Below are 13,297 nucleotides of genomic sequence, written 5' to 3'. Positions count from 1 at the left end.
TGCCCATGGCAATGCTCCTTTCCTCTCCCTCCAGCGATCCAGTAGCAACGGCGCCAACGGAACCAGTGGTGGCTATGGAAAATCTCAGTCACTTCTACGGTACTGGCAACCTACGCAAACAGATTTTATTTGATATCAATCTCCGACTTGAGGAAGGGGAAGTGGTGATCCTCAAGGGGCCCTCCGGTTCGGGAAAAACCACATTGTTGACCCTCATGGGGGGATTGCGGTCAGCCCAGAGCGGTAGTTTGCGGGTGTTTGGTCAGGAGTTAAACGGCGCAAAAAAACACGAGTTAGTCCAGATCCGCCGTCACATTGGTTATATTTTCCAGGCCCATAATTTGCTGGAATCCCTCACTGCTAGGCAAAATGTGCAGATGGCCATCGAACTACACCCCCGATACAATGACCATCAGGCAAAGGAATTGTCCATTGCTATGCTGGAAGCAGTGGGCCTAGGAGAGCACGTCAACTACCATCCCCACAACCTTTCCGGTGGACAAAAACAACGGGTGGCGATCGCCAGGGCTTTGGTTTCCCATCCCAAAATGATTTTGGCCGATGAACCAACGGCGGCCTTAGACAGTAAATCGGGCCATGACGTGGTCGAGTTAATGCGAAAGCTAGCCCGGGAACAGGGGTCTACTATTTTGATTGTTACCCACGACAACCGCATTTTGGACGTGGCGGACCGGATTATTCAACTTGAAGATGGGCAACTTTGTGCCGACCCAGGGGAGTGAAGATTAATTAACCAACCCTAAAAACTCAGCTAGAAGCTCAATATAATGAACACAGCTAAATACTCAAATCAAATCATAGAGATACAGTAAAGAGTTTGCTGTGCCACTCAGACACCGTAACCGTTGTATTTAGGATTAGTAAAAGCCTATTTACCAGGTTTTAGTTTTGCTTTAATTTTCCTCAAAACTTTAGGCACAGGGACGTTACCAGGCAACCCTTGGGGAGGCAAAACAAGATAATTAAACTGAACTGACCAATGAACCCCTCGCCTTGGAACTTAGCAGTGATTGCATGACCCAGAATCCCTACCAAATTTTACTGATTGAAGACGATTCGGCCACAGCGACAATGGTTGAGAATTATCTGGGTTCGTCGACTATGTCCCCTTTGGCGGCCCGTCTGCCAGTGCAAATCACAGCGGTGTCGAATTTGGCTGGGGCGGTGGAAGTTTGCCAAGACCGGGAATTTGCCATTGTTTTATTAGATCTATTTTTATCGGAAATTCAAGGAATTGATACTCTAATTAAAGCCCGTATAATTTTTCCCGACCAATCCATCATTGCCTATAGCCAAAGTGAAGATGAGCATTTAGTTATTCAAGCTTTTCAGCACGGGGCCGATGGCTATTTACGACTCAAAAACCTAGACAGCTATTTGCTTTATTATGAATTGCTATCGGTTTTAGAAAGAAATATTTATCGCCGCAAGAGTGAAAATCAACGGAACTTAGCCAGCCAACAGAAAGAATACCGCGACCTGGAAACCCTAATTAGCTCCACCACCAGCGTCACCGCCCGGATATTTGGCTCCGATACCATCAAAGACTCCTTTCCAGAATTGTTTGAAGAATTGAAACAATCCTATGGACAGTTGTTAGAGTTAGCGTTGGATCAAAGGGCCTTTAGGATAGACCATAATCTGTCTGGTCGCTTGAGAAATTTAGCTGATCGCCTAGGTTTTATGAAAGCCAGCCCCAGAGATATTATCGAAATCCACACCACGACCCTCAAGGAAAAAAATCACAATATTAATGTGGTTAAATCCCAAGCCTATGCCGTCGAAGGCAGATTGATAGTATTAGAATTAATGGGGTATTTAGCTGGCTTTTACCGCAAGTACTATGTCAGCTTAAATAATTTGAATATTTCCTCCCGCATTTCACCACAGCTCCCTCCCAAAGATGGTTCTTGAGGTGATGATATCTACTCAATTAGTGGGTTACTTGATCAACCTGATATATTTTATTTTAACTAAAATATTAATCTGTTGATTGATGGTTTCCTTCCCTTTAAGTTCCCTTGAGTTTAAGTTATTCACCCCAGGTTTATTTAGTTGGATTTTAGCATTGGCTTTATTTACTATCAACGACGAATATGAATAGGATTGTCTTAAGACTTTATATTACGGGTAATTCGGTGCGTTCTCAGCAGGCGATCGCCAATATTTACCGCATTTGTCAAGAAGATTTAGGTGATCAGTACAATGTTGAAATCATCGATGTATTGGAGCAACCCCAACGGGCGGAAGAGGAAAAAATCATGGTCACCCCCACCCTGATCAAACAATTGCCCCCTCCTCTGCAACGGATTATCGGTGATATGTCCAATACGGAAAAAGTTTTGCTGGGGTTAGACATTGTGCCCGAAGGTTTGCACGTCCATTTCCCGGAGGATTGAGGGCTATCCCCTAGGCGGTGGGTCAATATTAGGTGATTATTAGAAACTAGGGCGAAAATTTTGCCTCACATTCCTCTGGCGATCGCCAAAGCTCAAGTTTTTTTCTGATCTACCCCTCCATGTTGCCCAATTCCCACCAACGCCAAGCTGTCCAGGCCCTCTACAATACCTATCCTTTTCCCCCGGAACCGCTGTTACAGGAACCACCCCCGGGTTATAACTGGCGCTGGCAATGGACTGCGGTGCACAATTTCTGTTTGGGGCGACGGCCATCTAACCAAAAAATTCGTATTCTCGATGCCGGCTGTGGTACTGGGGTGGGAACGGAATATTTAGTTCACCTTAACCCCGAAGCGACAATCCACGCCATTGACATTAGCGAAGGGGCGTTGCAGGTTGCCCAGGAAAGGTTACAAAAATCCGGCGTGTGGCGTGACCGAGTGAGTTTTCAGCAGTTACCCCTCGAAAATGCCGCCAGCATACCAGGACAATTTGACTACATTAACTCCGTGGGGGTGTTGCACCATCTCCCTGACCCCATTGCAGGCATCCAAGCTCTAGCGGAAAAATTAGCTCCCGGTGGTTTATTCCACATTTTTGTTTACGCTGAAATCGGCCGTTGGGAAATCCAGCTCATGCAAAGGGCGATCTCCATTTTACAGGGGGAAAAACGGGGCGACTACCAGGATGGAGTAGCAGTAGGTCGACAAATTTTTGCTAGTTTGCCGGAATATAACCGTTTAGTGAAAAGGGAAAAAGAGCGTTGGTCTCTGGAAAATCATCGGGACGAATCCTTTGCAGATATGTATGTCCATCCCCAGGAAACTGACTACAACATTAATACTTTGTTTGAATTAATCGACTCGGCTAGACTAGAATTTCTAGGCTTTTCCAACCCCGACTATTGGCAACTCGATCGCCTGTTGGGTAAAGCGCCGGATTTAATGGCCCGGGCCAAAGATTTAGGCGAAAAGGAACGGTATCGCCTCATTGAATTATTAGATCCCGAAATTACCCATTACGAATTTTTCTTGGCTAAACCCCCCATACAAATTAGTGACTGGTCGGACGATCAAACCCTACTGCAAGCCATCCCCAATCTCCATCCCTGTGTTACTGGTTGGCCCAGCCGCAGTTTATTTGACTATAACTATCAGCCGTTAGAGTTAACCGAAGAGGAATTTAAGTTTCTTCAAGCAGTGGAAGCCCAGACAGAAACTCAAGCAAATGTGGAAAAAATTCTGACTGACCTAGGCGATCAATCCATCAACTTGGCATTGGTGCGGAGCCTCCAAACTCGGCAATTACTCACCCTCAGTTAATGCTAAGGACTAAAATTGAAAAGTCCCCCTGGTTGCACAGAGGAAATTGCCATGGTTCAGGTCGTTGATCATCCCAAGTCACTGCCGTTGAATATCCCCGAAGAACTGGCCTTGCAGGTTACACCAGCACAATTTGCCGTTTTAGCGGCGGAAAATCGTGATTTAAGGCTTGAACGTACAGCAACGGGAATATTAATTGTGAATCCTCCCACTGGTAGTGATTCAGGTAATCGTAATGCCAAAATCATTACTCAACTTGGGGCATGGGGAGAAGCCAACCCAGATATGGGTGAAGTTTTTGATTCCTCTACAGGCTTTGAACTTCCCAATGGCGCTAATCGATCGCCGGGTGCATCGTGGATAGCTAAGGAACGCTGGCAGGCACTGAGCCAAAAAGAACAGGAGGGATTTGCGCCCCTTTGTCCAGATTTTGTGGTGGAATTACGTTCCCGAACCGACAGTCTTAAGAAACTGCAGGAAAAGATGCAGGAGTATATGGAAAACGGCGCTCAGTTGGGTTGGCTGATTGATCCCCAAACTAAACGGGTGGAAATTTATCGTTCCGGTCAAGCTGTGGAAGTTTTAGAAAATCCCAGCCATCTATCAGGGGAAACTGTTTTGCCAGGATTTACCCTATCTCTGCAAAGAATTTTCCCTAGTTAACGGAGGTAAAATTCTGTTTACAAAACCCCTTTGGAACTGGGAATAGTATCGGCCCGGCGGGGGTCAACTTCGATCGCCATGCGCATGGCCCGGGCAAAGGCTTTAAAGGTGGCTTCGATTATGTGATGGGAATTAATACCGTCCAACTGGCGGATATGCAGAGTCATCTGACTGTGGTTCACTACAGCCACGAAAAATTCCCGTACCAATTGGGTGTCATAGGTGCCCACCCGTTCCGTGGGAATCTGCAAACCATAGCTGAGGTGGGGCCGGCCGGAAAAGTCTAACGTTACCTGTACCAATGCTTCATCCAAAGGGGCAATGAAATGACCAAAGCGATTAATTCCCCGGCGATCGCCAAGGGCTTCTGCTAAAGCCTGACCCAGGGTAATGCCGACATCTTCGTTGGTGTGGTGGTCATCAATTTCAATATCCCCAGTGGCATTCACTTCCAGGTCAATCAAACCGTGGGAAGCAATCTGGTGCAACATATGATCTAAGAACGGAACTCCCGTGGCCACATGGCATAAACCACTACCCATTAAATTCAAACTCACCCGCACATCGGTTTCCTTGGTGACTCGATGCACCGCCGCTGAGCGAGGAGAGAAATTAGGCACAAGCAGGGAAGAGGTGGAAGACTCCGGCATGGGGAAAGATGAAATATTGGTGAAATCGAGTCGCAATGGCTTTTGGCAAAACAGCCTTAGTCTATTTTAAGGGTAAAGAGAAGATTGCCAGAATTTAGAGAGTGTTTTAGAAGCTTCCCCGCTCCCTCTATTTTGGGAGGAAATCTAGAGAACAGTCTCCCGAAATTGCGATTGCTTTAGCGAGTCGATTTATGGAATTAATCAAGACCTTGCCAAGGGACTATTGAAAAAGCAGGCAAATCTAAAGCCAGAGACAGGGTTGACCCACCTCACTTGGGGTCTGACCGAGAACAGGCGATAATATGCCCAGATTGTTTACTCACTAATTTCCCCCGCCATGATTGAGGTTGAACATCTCAGCAAAGTTTATGGGTCCACCACCGCCATCCAAGATGTGGACTTTTCGGTGCAAAAAGGTGAAATTCTCGGTTTTTTGGGCCCTAATGGCGCAGGGAAAACCACCACTATGCGGATTTTGGCTGGCTATATTCCGGCCACCACCGGGACAGTGCGGGTGGCGGGGTTTGATGTCCATGAACAATCCTTGGCGGTGCGGAAACGCATTGGTTATCTACCGGAAAATCCTCCCCTCTATGGGGACATGACCGTGGAAAGCTTTTTGGGTTTTGTGGCTAGCATTAAGGGAGTTAAACCAGGCGATCGCCGGCAGCGGGTGACCTGGGCCATGGAACGGTGCCAGTTGACGGAAAAACGCAAAGTTCTAATTCGCAAGCTGTCCAAGGGCTTTAAGCAACGGGTGGGCATTGCCCAGGCCATTGTCCATGATCCAGCGGTGATCATTTTGGATGAACCCACGGTGGGGCTAGACCCCAAGCAAATTATTGAAGTGCGTAACTTAATCAAAAGTTTGGCAGAGGACCACACCATTATCCTTTCCACCCATATTTTGCCGGAAGTAAGCATGACCTGTGACCGGGTAACCATCATCAACCAAGGGCGAGTAGTGGCCACCAATACCCCGGGCAATTTACTAGCAGATTTAAAAGGTAATCTCAGTTATCAGTTGGAAGTAGCTGGGGCAGAGGAAACGGCGATCGCCCATTGTTTACAGTCCTTGCCCGGTGTGGAAGAGGTGGAGATTAAAACCCATCCCCAACAGCAGGAACGTCAGCAAATTTTGGTGCGGAGTAATCAACCGGAGGAACTGGGGCAACAATTAGCCCAGGCGATCGTTACCCAGGGTTGGGACTTGTACGCAATGCAACGGCTACGCCCCACCTTGGAAGATGTGTTTTTAAATCTGATTACCAGCGAAGTGGTGGACGAAGAAACGGCCGCAGAATCGCCCCAGGAAAAGCTAGAAAATCAAGCATAAAACAATGAAAATTCAGAAAATGCTCAATAATCGCTATCGGCAACGCAAATTCCCTTGCATTTAATGCCATTACTGGCCGTGCGGCGACAATGGGGACAAAGGATTGGTTCTGATTCCGACGAGGAAGATGATGAGCCTTGGCGATCGCCAGCTTGGGATGTGGTTCTGTCTGAATGATCGGTGGCGGAGACAACCATGAAATAAGTTAAGTGTTACTGTTCGGGCTAGGTGTTGTTTCTACCATTGTGCCAAGGGATCAATTTTCTCGCAGGGGACCCTAGTCGGGCTCTTTTTCCTTTTGGGATTGGCTGTGGCGATTGAGGTCAGTGGTGTAGAGGCTAACCAGGCGGGCGACGAAAATTACTGAGTACATTTGACCGACAATAGCTTCCATGTTGGACAGCCCCATGGCAACGGAATCTGTGGGAGTAATATCGCCGTAGCCCAGGGTGGTCAAGGTCGTAAAACTGAAATAGAGCAAGATAAAATTATTAACCCCATCACTTTGCAATTCACTAAAATTAGTAGGGGAGATAATATAGGAGATTCGATAGAGTAAAAACCAAAAGACTCCGAGGAGTAAATAAACGCTGATCGCCCCCAGCAAAACATTTTGGTCAACTTTCTGAGCCTTATTTAATTGTTGGCTAATGGTAATTACCGCCGCTCCGAAGAACACTGCATAGACTATATCGGCCCAGGTAAAGAGTCTTTGGGAAATGGTTGGGTCACTAATCAACAAAGTTAACAAATCACAGACTAAGGTGATCGCCACTAGTCCCCGTAGAAAGGTTTTCCAAAGAGAGCTAATGGGCATATTTTTTACCATTACCAGAATGGTCACCGTGAACAGGACGGAAGTAATAACTCCTCCTATTCGCGTTTTCACAAACATGGTAAAAAGCAGTAATAAAACAATTGACCAAAAAAGATTGCGGTAATGCCAGTTATCAAGATTTTTTTGTCGATATTTGCCAAACATAAATCACCAGACCAATGGCCATTAAGATCCTAATCAACATTGATACAGGCGGCGGCCATTTGTAAAGCTAGTAAACGATTTTCCAAGCGATGATGGGGAGATAGTTGTGCCAATACTGGTAACCTTTGCAGGCGAGCCTGGACTTGGCCCTTGGCCCCCACCAAAAACACTTCTCGTTGCTTGGTCAATGCATCTTTGAGCATGGTTTCGATCGCCAGTAGGGCAGTGATGCCAAGGCGGGGCACCGTGGCCAAATCGAGGATGAGTACATCGTAATTTTCCACAATGGAGAGCCGGCGAGCAATGGACTTAGCTGCTCCAAAGCTCATGGGGCCACTGAGATGAAACATAAAAATACGGCCATTGGCTTCCCGCAAAATTTGTTGTTCCTCTTCCGACAGCCAGTCTTCTCCATCTCCCCGAGTAACGCTTTTAATGGATTGAAGTTGGATATCGGTCAAATTTTTCACTGTGAACAGATTGGCCACAAAGACCCCCACCGCCACCGCCGTAATCAAATCCACAAACACGGTTAATCCCAACACCAGATACATTAACCCCGCCCCTTTAGTGGAAAGTTGGTGGGCCCGCTTGAGGAAACTCCAATCAACAATGTCAATGCCCACTTTGATCAGGATGCCGGCTAAGACTGCATGGGGAATGGGTTCCGTCAACTGTCCCGCTTTGAGGACAATAATTAACAAAATCAGCGCATGGATCATGCCGGCAATGGGAGTTTTGCCACCGGAATTAATATTGATTACTGTCCGCATGGTGGCCCCGGCCCCCGGCAAGCCACCGCATAAACCAGAAACAAAATTGCCAATGCCCTGGCCTATTAGTTCCCGGTCAGAATCGTGATGACTGCGGCTGATGTTATCCGCCACTAGGGAGGTTAATAGAGAGTCTAGGGAACCCAAAATGGCCAACATGATGCTGTAAAGCAACATTTGTTTTAAGCTTCCCCAACTGAGATAGGGCAGATGGAGACTGGGCAAACCAGAAGGAATTTGCCCAATGCGGGGCAGGGATACATCCCCGAAAAAAATGATCGAAATCACCGTTCCCACCACCAGGGCGATCAGGGGAGCGGGCAAAATCCGGTTAACACGGGGCGGAGAGAAAAAGACGATCGCCAAGGCAATTAAGCCCAAACTAACGGCGGCAAAATTAACATCATTGACATAGGTGGGAAGAGCTTCGAGGGAACGCACTACCCCAGGGGCAGTTTGTTGTCCCAATAGGGGAGCAATTTGCAAAATGATGATGATTACCCCAATGCCAGACATAAAACCAGAAATGACAGTGTAGGGCATAAAGGTAATATATTTTCCCAAACCAAATAGCCCCAAAAGCACTTGGAAAATGCCGCCAAACATCACCACCGTGAGAGCCATGGCCCAACCATTTTCTGGATTGCTGGCAGTTAAATTGGCAAAGGTGGAGGCCATTACCACTGTCATGGGGCCCGTGGGGCCGGTAATCTGAGCCGGAGTTCCCCCACAAAGGGCGGCAAAAAATCCCGTGCAAATGGCGCCATATAGTCCCGCAATGGGGCCAGCCCCCGAAGCAACCCCAAAGGCCAAGGCCAGGGGAAGGGCAACGATCGCCGCTGTGATACCGCCGAAAATGTCCCCCCGGAGATTATCAAAACGAAGCCCATGGACAAAACGGGCAGGGGAAGGGAGGGTAGTAGCCATGGAAAAGGAAGGGGAATTGCATCAAGATTGCTAATCGTCAGCATAGACCAGGGTTATAAATCTGGAACCCGCAACCATCAGCATTTCCGGACAGGAACTGTCGATACTCCCTATGGCTCAATTTCCGAGAGTCTGTAGGCAAAGTTTTCGTTGCTCCCTAAAACTCCCGCAAGACTGGAGAACTTGTATCTCATTTCTTCCCAAGCTTGGGGCAATCTGGGATTTTGTAAACACTTTCCAAATTCAAGTAATTGGCAATTGGATTGTCGCTATTTTTTAACCGCCAACGTCATGCCGTCCCCCAAGGGAATCACACTAATCCGTACCCGTGCGTCCTGAGCTAGATCACTATTAAATTTTTGCAAAACCTGGGTTTGGGGTTCCTGGAGATCAACTTCGGCCACTTTTCCGTGCCAAAGCACATTATCAATAACGATCAATCCCCCAGGCCGCAGTAGTTTTAAACCAGCTTCGTAGTAATGGGGGTAGTTCCGTTTATCGGCATCGATAAAAATCAGGTCACATTGGGGCAACGGCCTGATCTCAGCCAACTGCTCCAACGTTGCCAACGCTGGCCCCAATCTTAAATCAATTTTTTCTGCCATCCTCGCCCTCTGCCAATACTCTTTGGCGATCGCCGTGGCGTTGGGGTCTTGGTCACAGGCAATAATTCGACCGTCGGGGGGAAGTTGTAAGGCCATAGCCAAAGTACTGTAACCCCGAAAGACGCCAATTTCTAGTACCAGTTTTGCCTCAGTTAAGCTGACCAACAAAGCAAGGAATTGGGCTTGCTCTGGGCTAATTTGCATCTGAGATCCGGGTAAATGGGCCGTTTCCCGCCGTAACTGAGCTAGAGACAAGGATTCCTCTGCACTAATGCTTTGCAGATAGGAGTAAAGACTGGGATCAAAACCGGTGATACCTTTGCCCATGGAATATTTTGTTGAATTTTAGGCCAATAAATTGGCGTACTTTTCCACCGTCTGGCGGGGATTTTCTGTCCGTTGGGCCCGGATCTTTTCGTAGCACTCTCGTTCAATGGCGCTAAGGTTTTGGGGAGCAGTGATGATTAAACGCACCAACTGGTCACCCCGCCCCTGTTTGGGGTTGGGCCAACCTTTACCCTTTAACCGTAGGGATTGGCCAGATTTAACCCCGGCCGGTACTTTCATCCGCACCATGCCGTCGGGAGTGGGCACATCAATGTCGGCCCCTAATACTGCTTCATCGGGGGCGATCGCCAATTCACAGACCAGGTTATCCCCTTCGAATTGGAAAAAGGGATGGGAGGTCAGCTGCAGATTAAGGTATAGATCTCCCCTTTGGCCGTAGGAGCTAGCCATGCCCTTACCTTTGACCCGCACTCGACTACCATTTTTCGCTCCAGCAGGAATGCGCACGGTGACCATTTCATCCCCCAGGTTGAGGCGTTTTTCCACCCCCCGAAAAGCTTCCGCCAGGGTTAACTGTAGAGTTGCTTCCCGATCGCCAGCGGGGGCCTGGGCATTGCCAAAACCACCAAAATCATTGAAACCAGGGCCGCCGGTGGAATAACCGTAGGAGGTTCTAGGACCGCCACCGGGGGTATTGAACCGCCCTAATAGCTCATTGATAAATTCGTCAAAATTACCGTACTGGCTGAAGTCAAAGCCACCAAAATCAACCCCCACGCCGGGATTCCCTGGGCCATAACCTCCACCGGGTTGCCCCGCCGCTCCGGCTTGTTGCCAATAGCGACCAAATTGATCATATTTTTTGCGTTTTTCCGGGTCAGAAAGCACCTCATAGGCTTCGCTAATTTCCTTAAACCTTTCCTCCGCCGCCTTATCCCCAGGATTTTTGTCAGGATGATATTTCAATGCCAATTTACGGAACTGCTTTTTAATGTCAGCTTCTGAAGCGGTTTTGCCCACTCCTAAAATTTGGTAATAGTCCTTGAAATCCGTTGATGCCATACAAGTGTCCCTCCTGTGACCTGAAACTGCCGCCCTGGAGCAAAACTAGAAAAATTTTTCCCAAACCCGCCATAGAGTTCGTCAAACCGCCCTAGCTTTACCCCCAACTAACCTACTCTAACAAGAAGTTCCGTCGCAGTTTAGCCGGTTCCCCAGATTCGGTTTTGCTCCCCGGTACCAATGGGCCAAAGTGTGGGGGCAAACCCCCAGATGATAGCCCACTACCACCGCCTGGTTAATGACCGTAGTCCTGACCAGTCCTAGCTTTTGCCAACGCCGTCCAGATGTAATCACTTTGTCTTCGGCGATCGCCACTTTTCCCCCTTGTTGGCTCAGTTTTTGCATAAATTGGTAATCTTCCATAATTGGTAAATCAGCAAACCCCCCCAGTCGCTGAAAATCTTGTTTTCGGATAAATAAACCTTGATCGCCATAGGGAAGTTGGGCATAAATAGAACGCCAAAGAATTAACTTTTCTAGCCAGCGGTAGAGTTTACCAGGCAGATCAATGGTCAGGGCAAAAGCTCCGGCTATGTAATTAGTATTAGTTAATATTCGGGCTATTTGGGCAAAAAAATCCTCTGGCAAAATGCTATCTAAATGTAAAAATAATAACCACTCCCCCTGGGCTAAGCTGGCACCATAATTCATTTGGTTAGCCCGCCCTGGTTGAGGACTAGAAAAAACCTTTAAATCTAAATGATCCGCATAACTTTGGCATAACTCTACTGTGCTATCTTGACTACCCCCATCAATAATCAAAATTTCCATTCGTTTATCTTTTGTAAACTGTGCCAAATACCCTTTTTCGTATTGAATTGAAGATTGCTGCAAAATTTCTGCTTCATTAAGCACAGGAATAATAATACTTAACTGGGGCATAACAGCCATGGTTTAACCTAAGAAAAAAGTCGCTTAATCAAGTTCATCTTTTTCCCATAGGGAGGATAACGGAGATTGGTTTCCCCCCAAAAGGGACGACGTAAAATACTTTTGTAGTTACTAAATGTGTCAAAACTAGCTTTACCATGGTAGCGACCCATGCCACTTTCTCCTACCCCACCAAAGGGTAATTCTGCCACGGTTAAATGTAAGAGAATGTCGTTCAAGCAAACACTGCCAGAGCTGGTAAATTGCAACATTTGCTCTTGTTTTTGTCGATTATTACTGAAAAAATATAACGCCAGTGGTTTAGGCTTAGAGCGAATAAAATCTATTGCTTCTGCCAAGTTTTCATAGGTCAAAATTGGCAGGATGGGGCCAAAGATTTCTTCTTGCATTAATGGAGAATTAAGATCCGACTCAATCATTAGAGTCGGTGCAATATAGCGATCGCCTTCGTCATGCTCTCCCCCCGTAATCACTTTGCCATGGCCTAATAAACACACTAACCGTGACCATTGTCGTTGGTTAATAATGCGAGTGTAGTCGGGGTTCTGGGCCGGATTTTCCCCAAAAAGTATCTTAATGGCTTGTTGTAAGGCTGGCAAAAGTTGCCCTATACAAGATTGCTCCACCAACAAATAATCCGGCGCTACACAGGTTTGCCCTGCATTGACTAGCTTGCCCCACATAATTCGTTTAGCCGTTTCCTGGAGGTTAATTTCCCTATCCACCACACAGGGAGATTTACCGCCCAATTCCAAAGTAACTGGGGTTAATTGCTCTGCCGCCGCTGTCATAATTAACCGACCCACCCTAGCACTGCCAGTGAAGAAAATATGGTCAAATTTTTCCTGTAACAATTGTTGGCTAACGGTTTCATCCCCTTCCACCACCGTCGCCCAACCTGGGGGAAATACGTTCTGGATTAATTGGGCCATTACTCCACTGATGGCCGGGGTGTATTCTGACGGCTTTATCACCACACAATTACCAGCGGCGATCGCCCCGATTAAGGGCATCAAACAAAGATAAAAAGGATAATTCCAGGGGCTAATAATTAGCACTAAACCAAGGGGTTCTGGTCTTAGTTGGGCCGTGGCAGGAAACACCAGTAAATTAATACCCGCTCGTTGGGCTTTTGACCATTGCTGAAGATGTTTTTGATAATAATTAATTTCCCTAATTACCCCTAAAATTTCATTTACATAGGTTTCAAAAGGGGGCTTACCAAAGTCCTGCTGGAGGGCAGTAATGATATCTTTTTCCTGGGCTTGAATTTGCGCTTTTAGTTTTGTCAGTAAGCTTAATCTTTCCTCCACCGATTGAGTTTTACGAAGACGAAAAAACTGTCTTTGCTCAGCAGTAATAGTTTTAAGCATATCTA

At 47.1% G+C, this 13,297-nt stretch carries 13 protein-coding genes; 6 read left to right on the top strand and 7 right to left on the bottom strand.

Annotated elements, in window-relative coordinates:
- The first annotated feature begins 5 nt into the window (after window positions 1-5).
- The 5 genes from IQE94_RS17675 (at window position 6) to IQE94_RS17655 (ending at window position 4,405) form a co-directional block, all read left to right on the top strand.
- Window positions 6-743 (top strand): DevA family ABC transporter ATP-binding protein, encoded by a 738-nt coding sequence (locus IQE94_RS17675; RefSeq protein ID WP_212721873.1) that lies wholly within the window; start codon window positions 6-8, stop codon window positions 741-743.
- 292 nt (window positions 744-1,035) lie between these two features.
- Window positions 1,036-1,935 carry a response regulator gene (locus IQE94_RS17670; RefSeq protein WP_212719045.1) on the top strand — a complete coding sequence of 300 codons (900 nt, stop codon included), beginning with the start codon at window positions 1,036-1,038 and terminating at the stop codon, window positions 1,933-1,935.
- 182 nt (window positions 1,936-2,117) lie between these two features.
- Window positions 2,118-2,420: a circadian clock KaiB family protein gene (locus IQE94_RS17665; protein WP_212719048.1), complete on the top strand. Its 303-nt coding sequence runs from the start codon at window positions 2,118-2,120 to the stop codon at window positions 2,418-2,420.
- Between the two features lie 119 nt (window positions 2,421-2,539).
- Window positions 2,540-3,742 (top strand): bifunctional 2-polyprenyl-6-hydroxyphenol methylase/3-demethylubiquinol 3-O-methyltransferase UbiG, encoded by a 1,203-nt coding sequence (locus tag IQE94_RS17660; protein ID WP_223342439.1) that lies wholly within the window; start codon window positions 2,540-2,542, stop codon window positions 3,740-3,742.
- A gap of 51 nt (window positions 3,743-3,793) precedes the next feature.
- A complete protein-coding gene (locus IQE94_RS17655; RefSeq protein ID WP_223342438.1) occupies window positions 3,794-4,405 on the top strand; it encodes a Uma2 family endonuclease in 612 nt (203 codons plus the stop codon).
- 17 nt (window positions 4,406-4,422) lie between these two features.
- On the opposite strand, the gene hisB is transcribed toward IQE94_RS17655, so the two are convergent.
- Window positions 4,423-5,055, bottom strand: a complete 633-nt coding sequence (gene hisB / locus IQE94_RS17650) for an imidazoleglycerol-phosphate dehydratase HisB (RefSeq protein ID WP_212719057.1) — start codon at window positions 5,053-5,055, stop codon at window positions 4,423-4,425.
- Window positions 5,056-5,392: 337 nt separating this feature from the next.
- On the opposite strand from hisB, the gene IQE94_RS17645 reads away from it, so the two are divergent.
- On the top strand, window positions 5,393-6,391 hold the full coding sequence (locus IQE94_RS17645) for an ABC transporter ATP-binding protein (RefSeq protein ID WP_223342437.1): 999 nt from the start codon (window positions 5,393-5,395) through the stop codon (window positions 6,389-6,391).
- A 277-nt stretch (window positions 6,392-6,668) separates the two neighbouring features.
- Here IQE94_RS17645 and IQE94_RS17640 read toward each other — a convergent pair whose 3' ends face one another.
- The 6 genes from IQE94_RS17640 to IQE94_RS17615 all read right to left on the bottom strand — a co-directional run bounded on the left by IQE94_RS17640 (window position 6,669) and on the right by IQE94_RS17615 (window position 13,292).
- Entirely contained in the window at window positions 6,669-7,286 is a 618-nt protein-coding gene (locus tag IQE94_RS17640; RefSeq protein ID WP_223342436.1) for a potassium channel family protein, read from the bottom strand.
- A gap of 116 nt (window positions 7,287-7,402) precedes the next feature.
- Window positions 7,403-9,073 (bottom strand): SulP family inorganic anion transporter, encoded by a 1,671-nt coding sequence (locus tag IQE94_RS17635; protein WP_223342435.1) that lies wholly within the window; start codon window positions 9,071-9,073, stop codon window positions 7,403-7,405.
- Between the two features lie 269 nt (window positions 9,074-9,342).
- A complete protein-coding gene (locus IQE94_RS17630; protein WP_223342434.1) occupies window positions 9,343-10,005 on the bottom strand; it encodes a class I SAM-dependent methyltransferase in 663 nt (220 codons plus the stop codon).
- Between the two features lie 18 nt (window positions 10,006-10,023).
- Window positions 10,024-11,028, bottom strand: a complete 1,005-nt coding sequence (locus IQE94_RS17625) for a DnaJ C-terminal domain-containing protein (protein ID WP_212719073.1) — start codon at window positions 11,026-11,028, stop codon at window positions 10,024-10,026.
- 117 nt (window positions 11,029-11,145) lie between these two features.
- Window positions 11,146-11,919 carry a TIGR04283 family arsenosugar biosynthesis glycosyltransferase gene (locus IQE94_RS17620; protein WP_212719076.1) on the bottom strand — a complete coding sequence of 258 codons (774 nt, stop codon included), beginning with the start codon at window positions 11,917-11,919 and terminating at the stop codon, window positions 11,146-11,148.
- 8 nt (window positions 11,920-11,927) lie between these two features.
- Window positions 11,928-13,292 carry an aldehyde dehydrogenase family protein gene (locus IQE94_RS17615; RefSeq protein ID WP_223342433.1) on the bottom strand — a complete coding sequence of 455 codons (1,365 nt, stop codon included), beginning with the start codon at window positions 13,290-13,292 and terminating at the stop codon, window positions 11,928-11,930.
- Window positions 13,293-13,297 lie beyond the last annotated feature (5 nt).

Origin of the sequence: Synechocystis sp. PCC 7339 (genome assembly GCF_019924095.1) — a bacterium.
Classification (GTDB): domain Bacteria; phylum Cyanobacteriota; class Cyanobacteriia; order Cyanobacteriales; family Microcystaceae; genus Synechocystis.
This window is presented reverse-complemented; position numbering and strand designations above follow the sequence as displayed.

Bases quoted from the DNA above. Each gene is read 5' to 3' on its own strand.
- IQE94_RS17635 (WP_223342435.1), bottom strand. From the start codon at position 9,073: ATGGCTACTACCCTCCCTTCCCCTGCCCGTTTTGTCCATGGGCTTCGT.
- hisB (WP_212719057.1), bottom strand. From the start codon at position 5,055: ATGCCGGAGTCTTCCACCTCTTCCCTGCTTGTGCCTAATTTCTCTCCT.
- IQE94_RS17640 (WP_223342436.1), bottom strand. From the start codon at position 7,286: ATGTTTGTGAAAACGCGAATAGGAGGAGTTATTACTTCCGTCCTGTTC.
- IQE94_RS17675 (WP_212721873.1), top strand. From the start codon at position 6: ATGGCAATGCTCCTTTCCTCTCCCTCCAGCGATCCAGTAGCAACGGCG.
- IQE94_RS17660 (WP_223342439.1), top strand. From the start codon at position 2,540: ATGTTGCCCAATTCCCACCAACGCCAAGCTGTCCAGGCCCTCTACAAT.
- IQE94_RS17665 (WP_212719048.1), top strand. From the start codon at position 2,118: ATGAATAGGATTGTCTTAAGACTTTATATTACGGGTAATTCGGTGCGT.
- IQE94_RS17645 (WP_223342437.1), top strand. From the start codon at position 5,393: ATGATTGAGGTTGAACATCTCAGCAAAGTTTATGGGTCCACCACCGCC.
- IQE94_RS17655 (WP_223342438.1), top strand. From the start codon at position 3,794: ATGGTTCAGGTCGTTGATCATCCCAAGTCACTGCCGTTGAATATCCCC.
- IQE94_RS17670 (WP_212719045.1), top strand. From the start codon at position 1,036: ATGACCCAGAATCCCTACCAAATTTTACTGATTGAAGACGATTCGGCC.
- IQE94_RS17615 (WP_223342433.1), bottom strand. From the start codon at position 13,292: ATGCTTAAAACTATTACTGCTGAGCAAAGACAGTTTTTTCGTCTTCGT.
- IQE94_RS17630 (WP_223342434.1), bottom strand. From the start codon at position 10,005: ATGGGCAAAGGTATCACCGGTTTTGATCCCAGTCTTTACTCCTATCTG.
- IQE94_RS17620 (WP_212719076.1), bottom strand. From the start codon at position 11,919: ATGGCTGTTATGCCCCAGTTAAGTATTATTATTCCTGTGCTTAATGAA.
- IQE94_RS17625 (WP_212719073.1), bottom strand. From the start codon at position 11,028: ATGGCATCAACGGATTTCAAGGACTATTACCAAATTTTAGGAGTGGGC.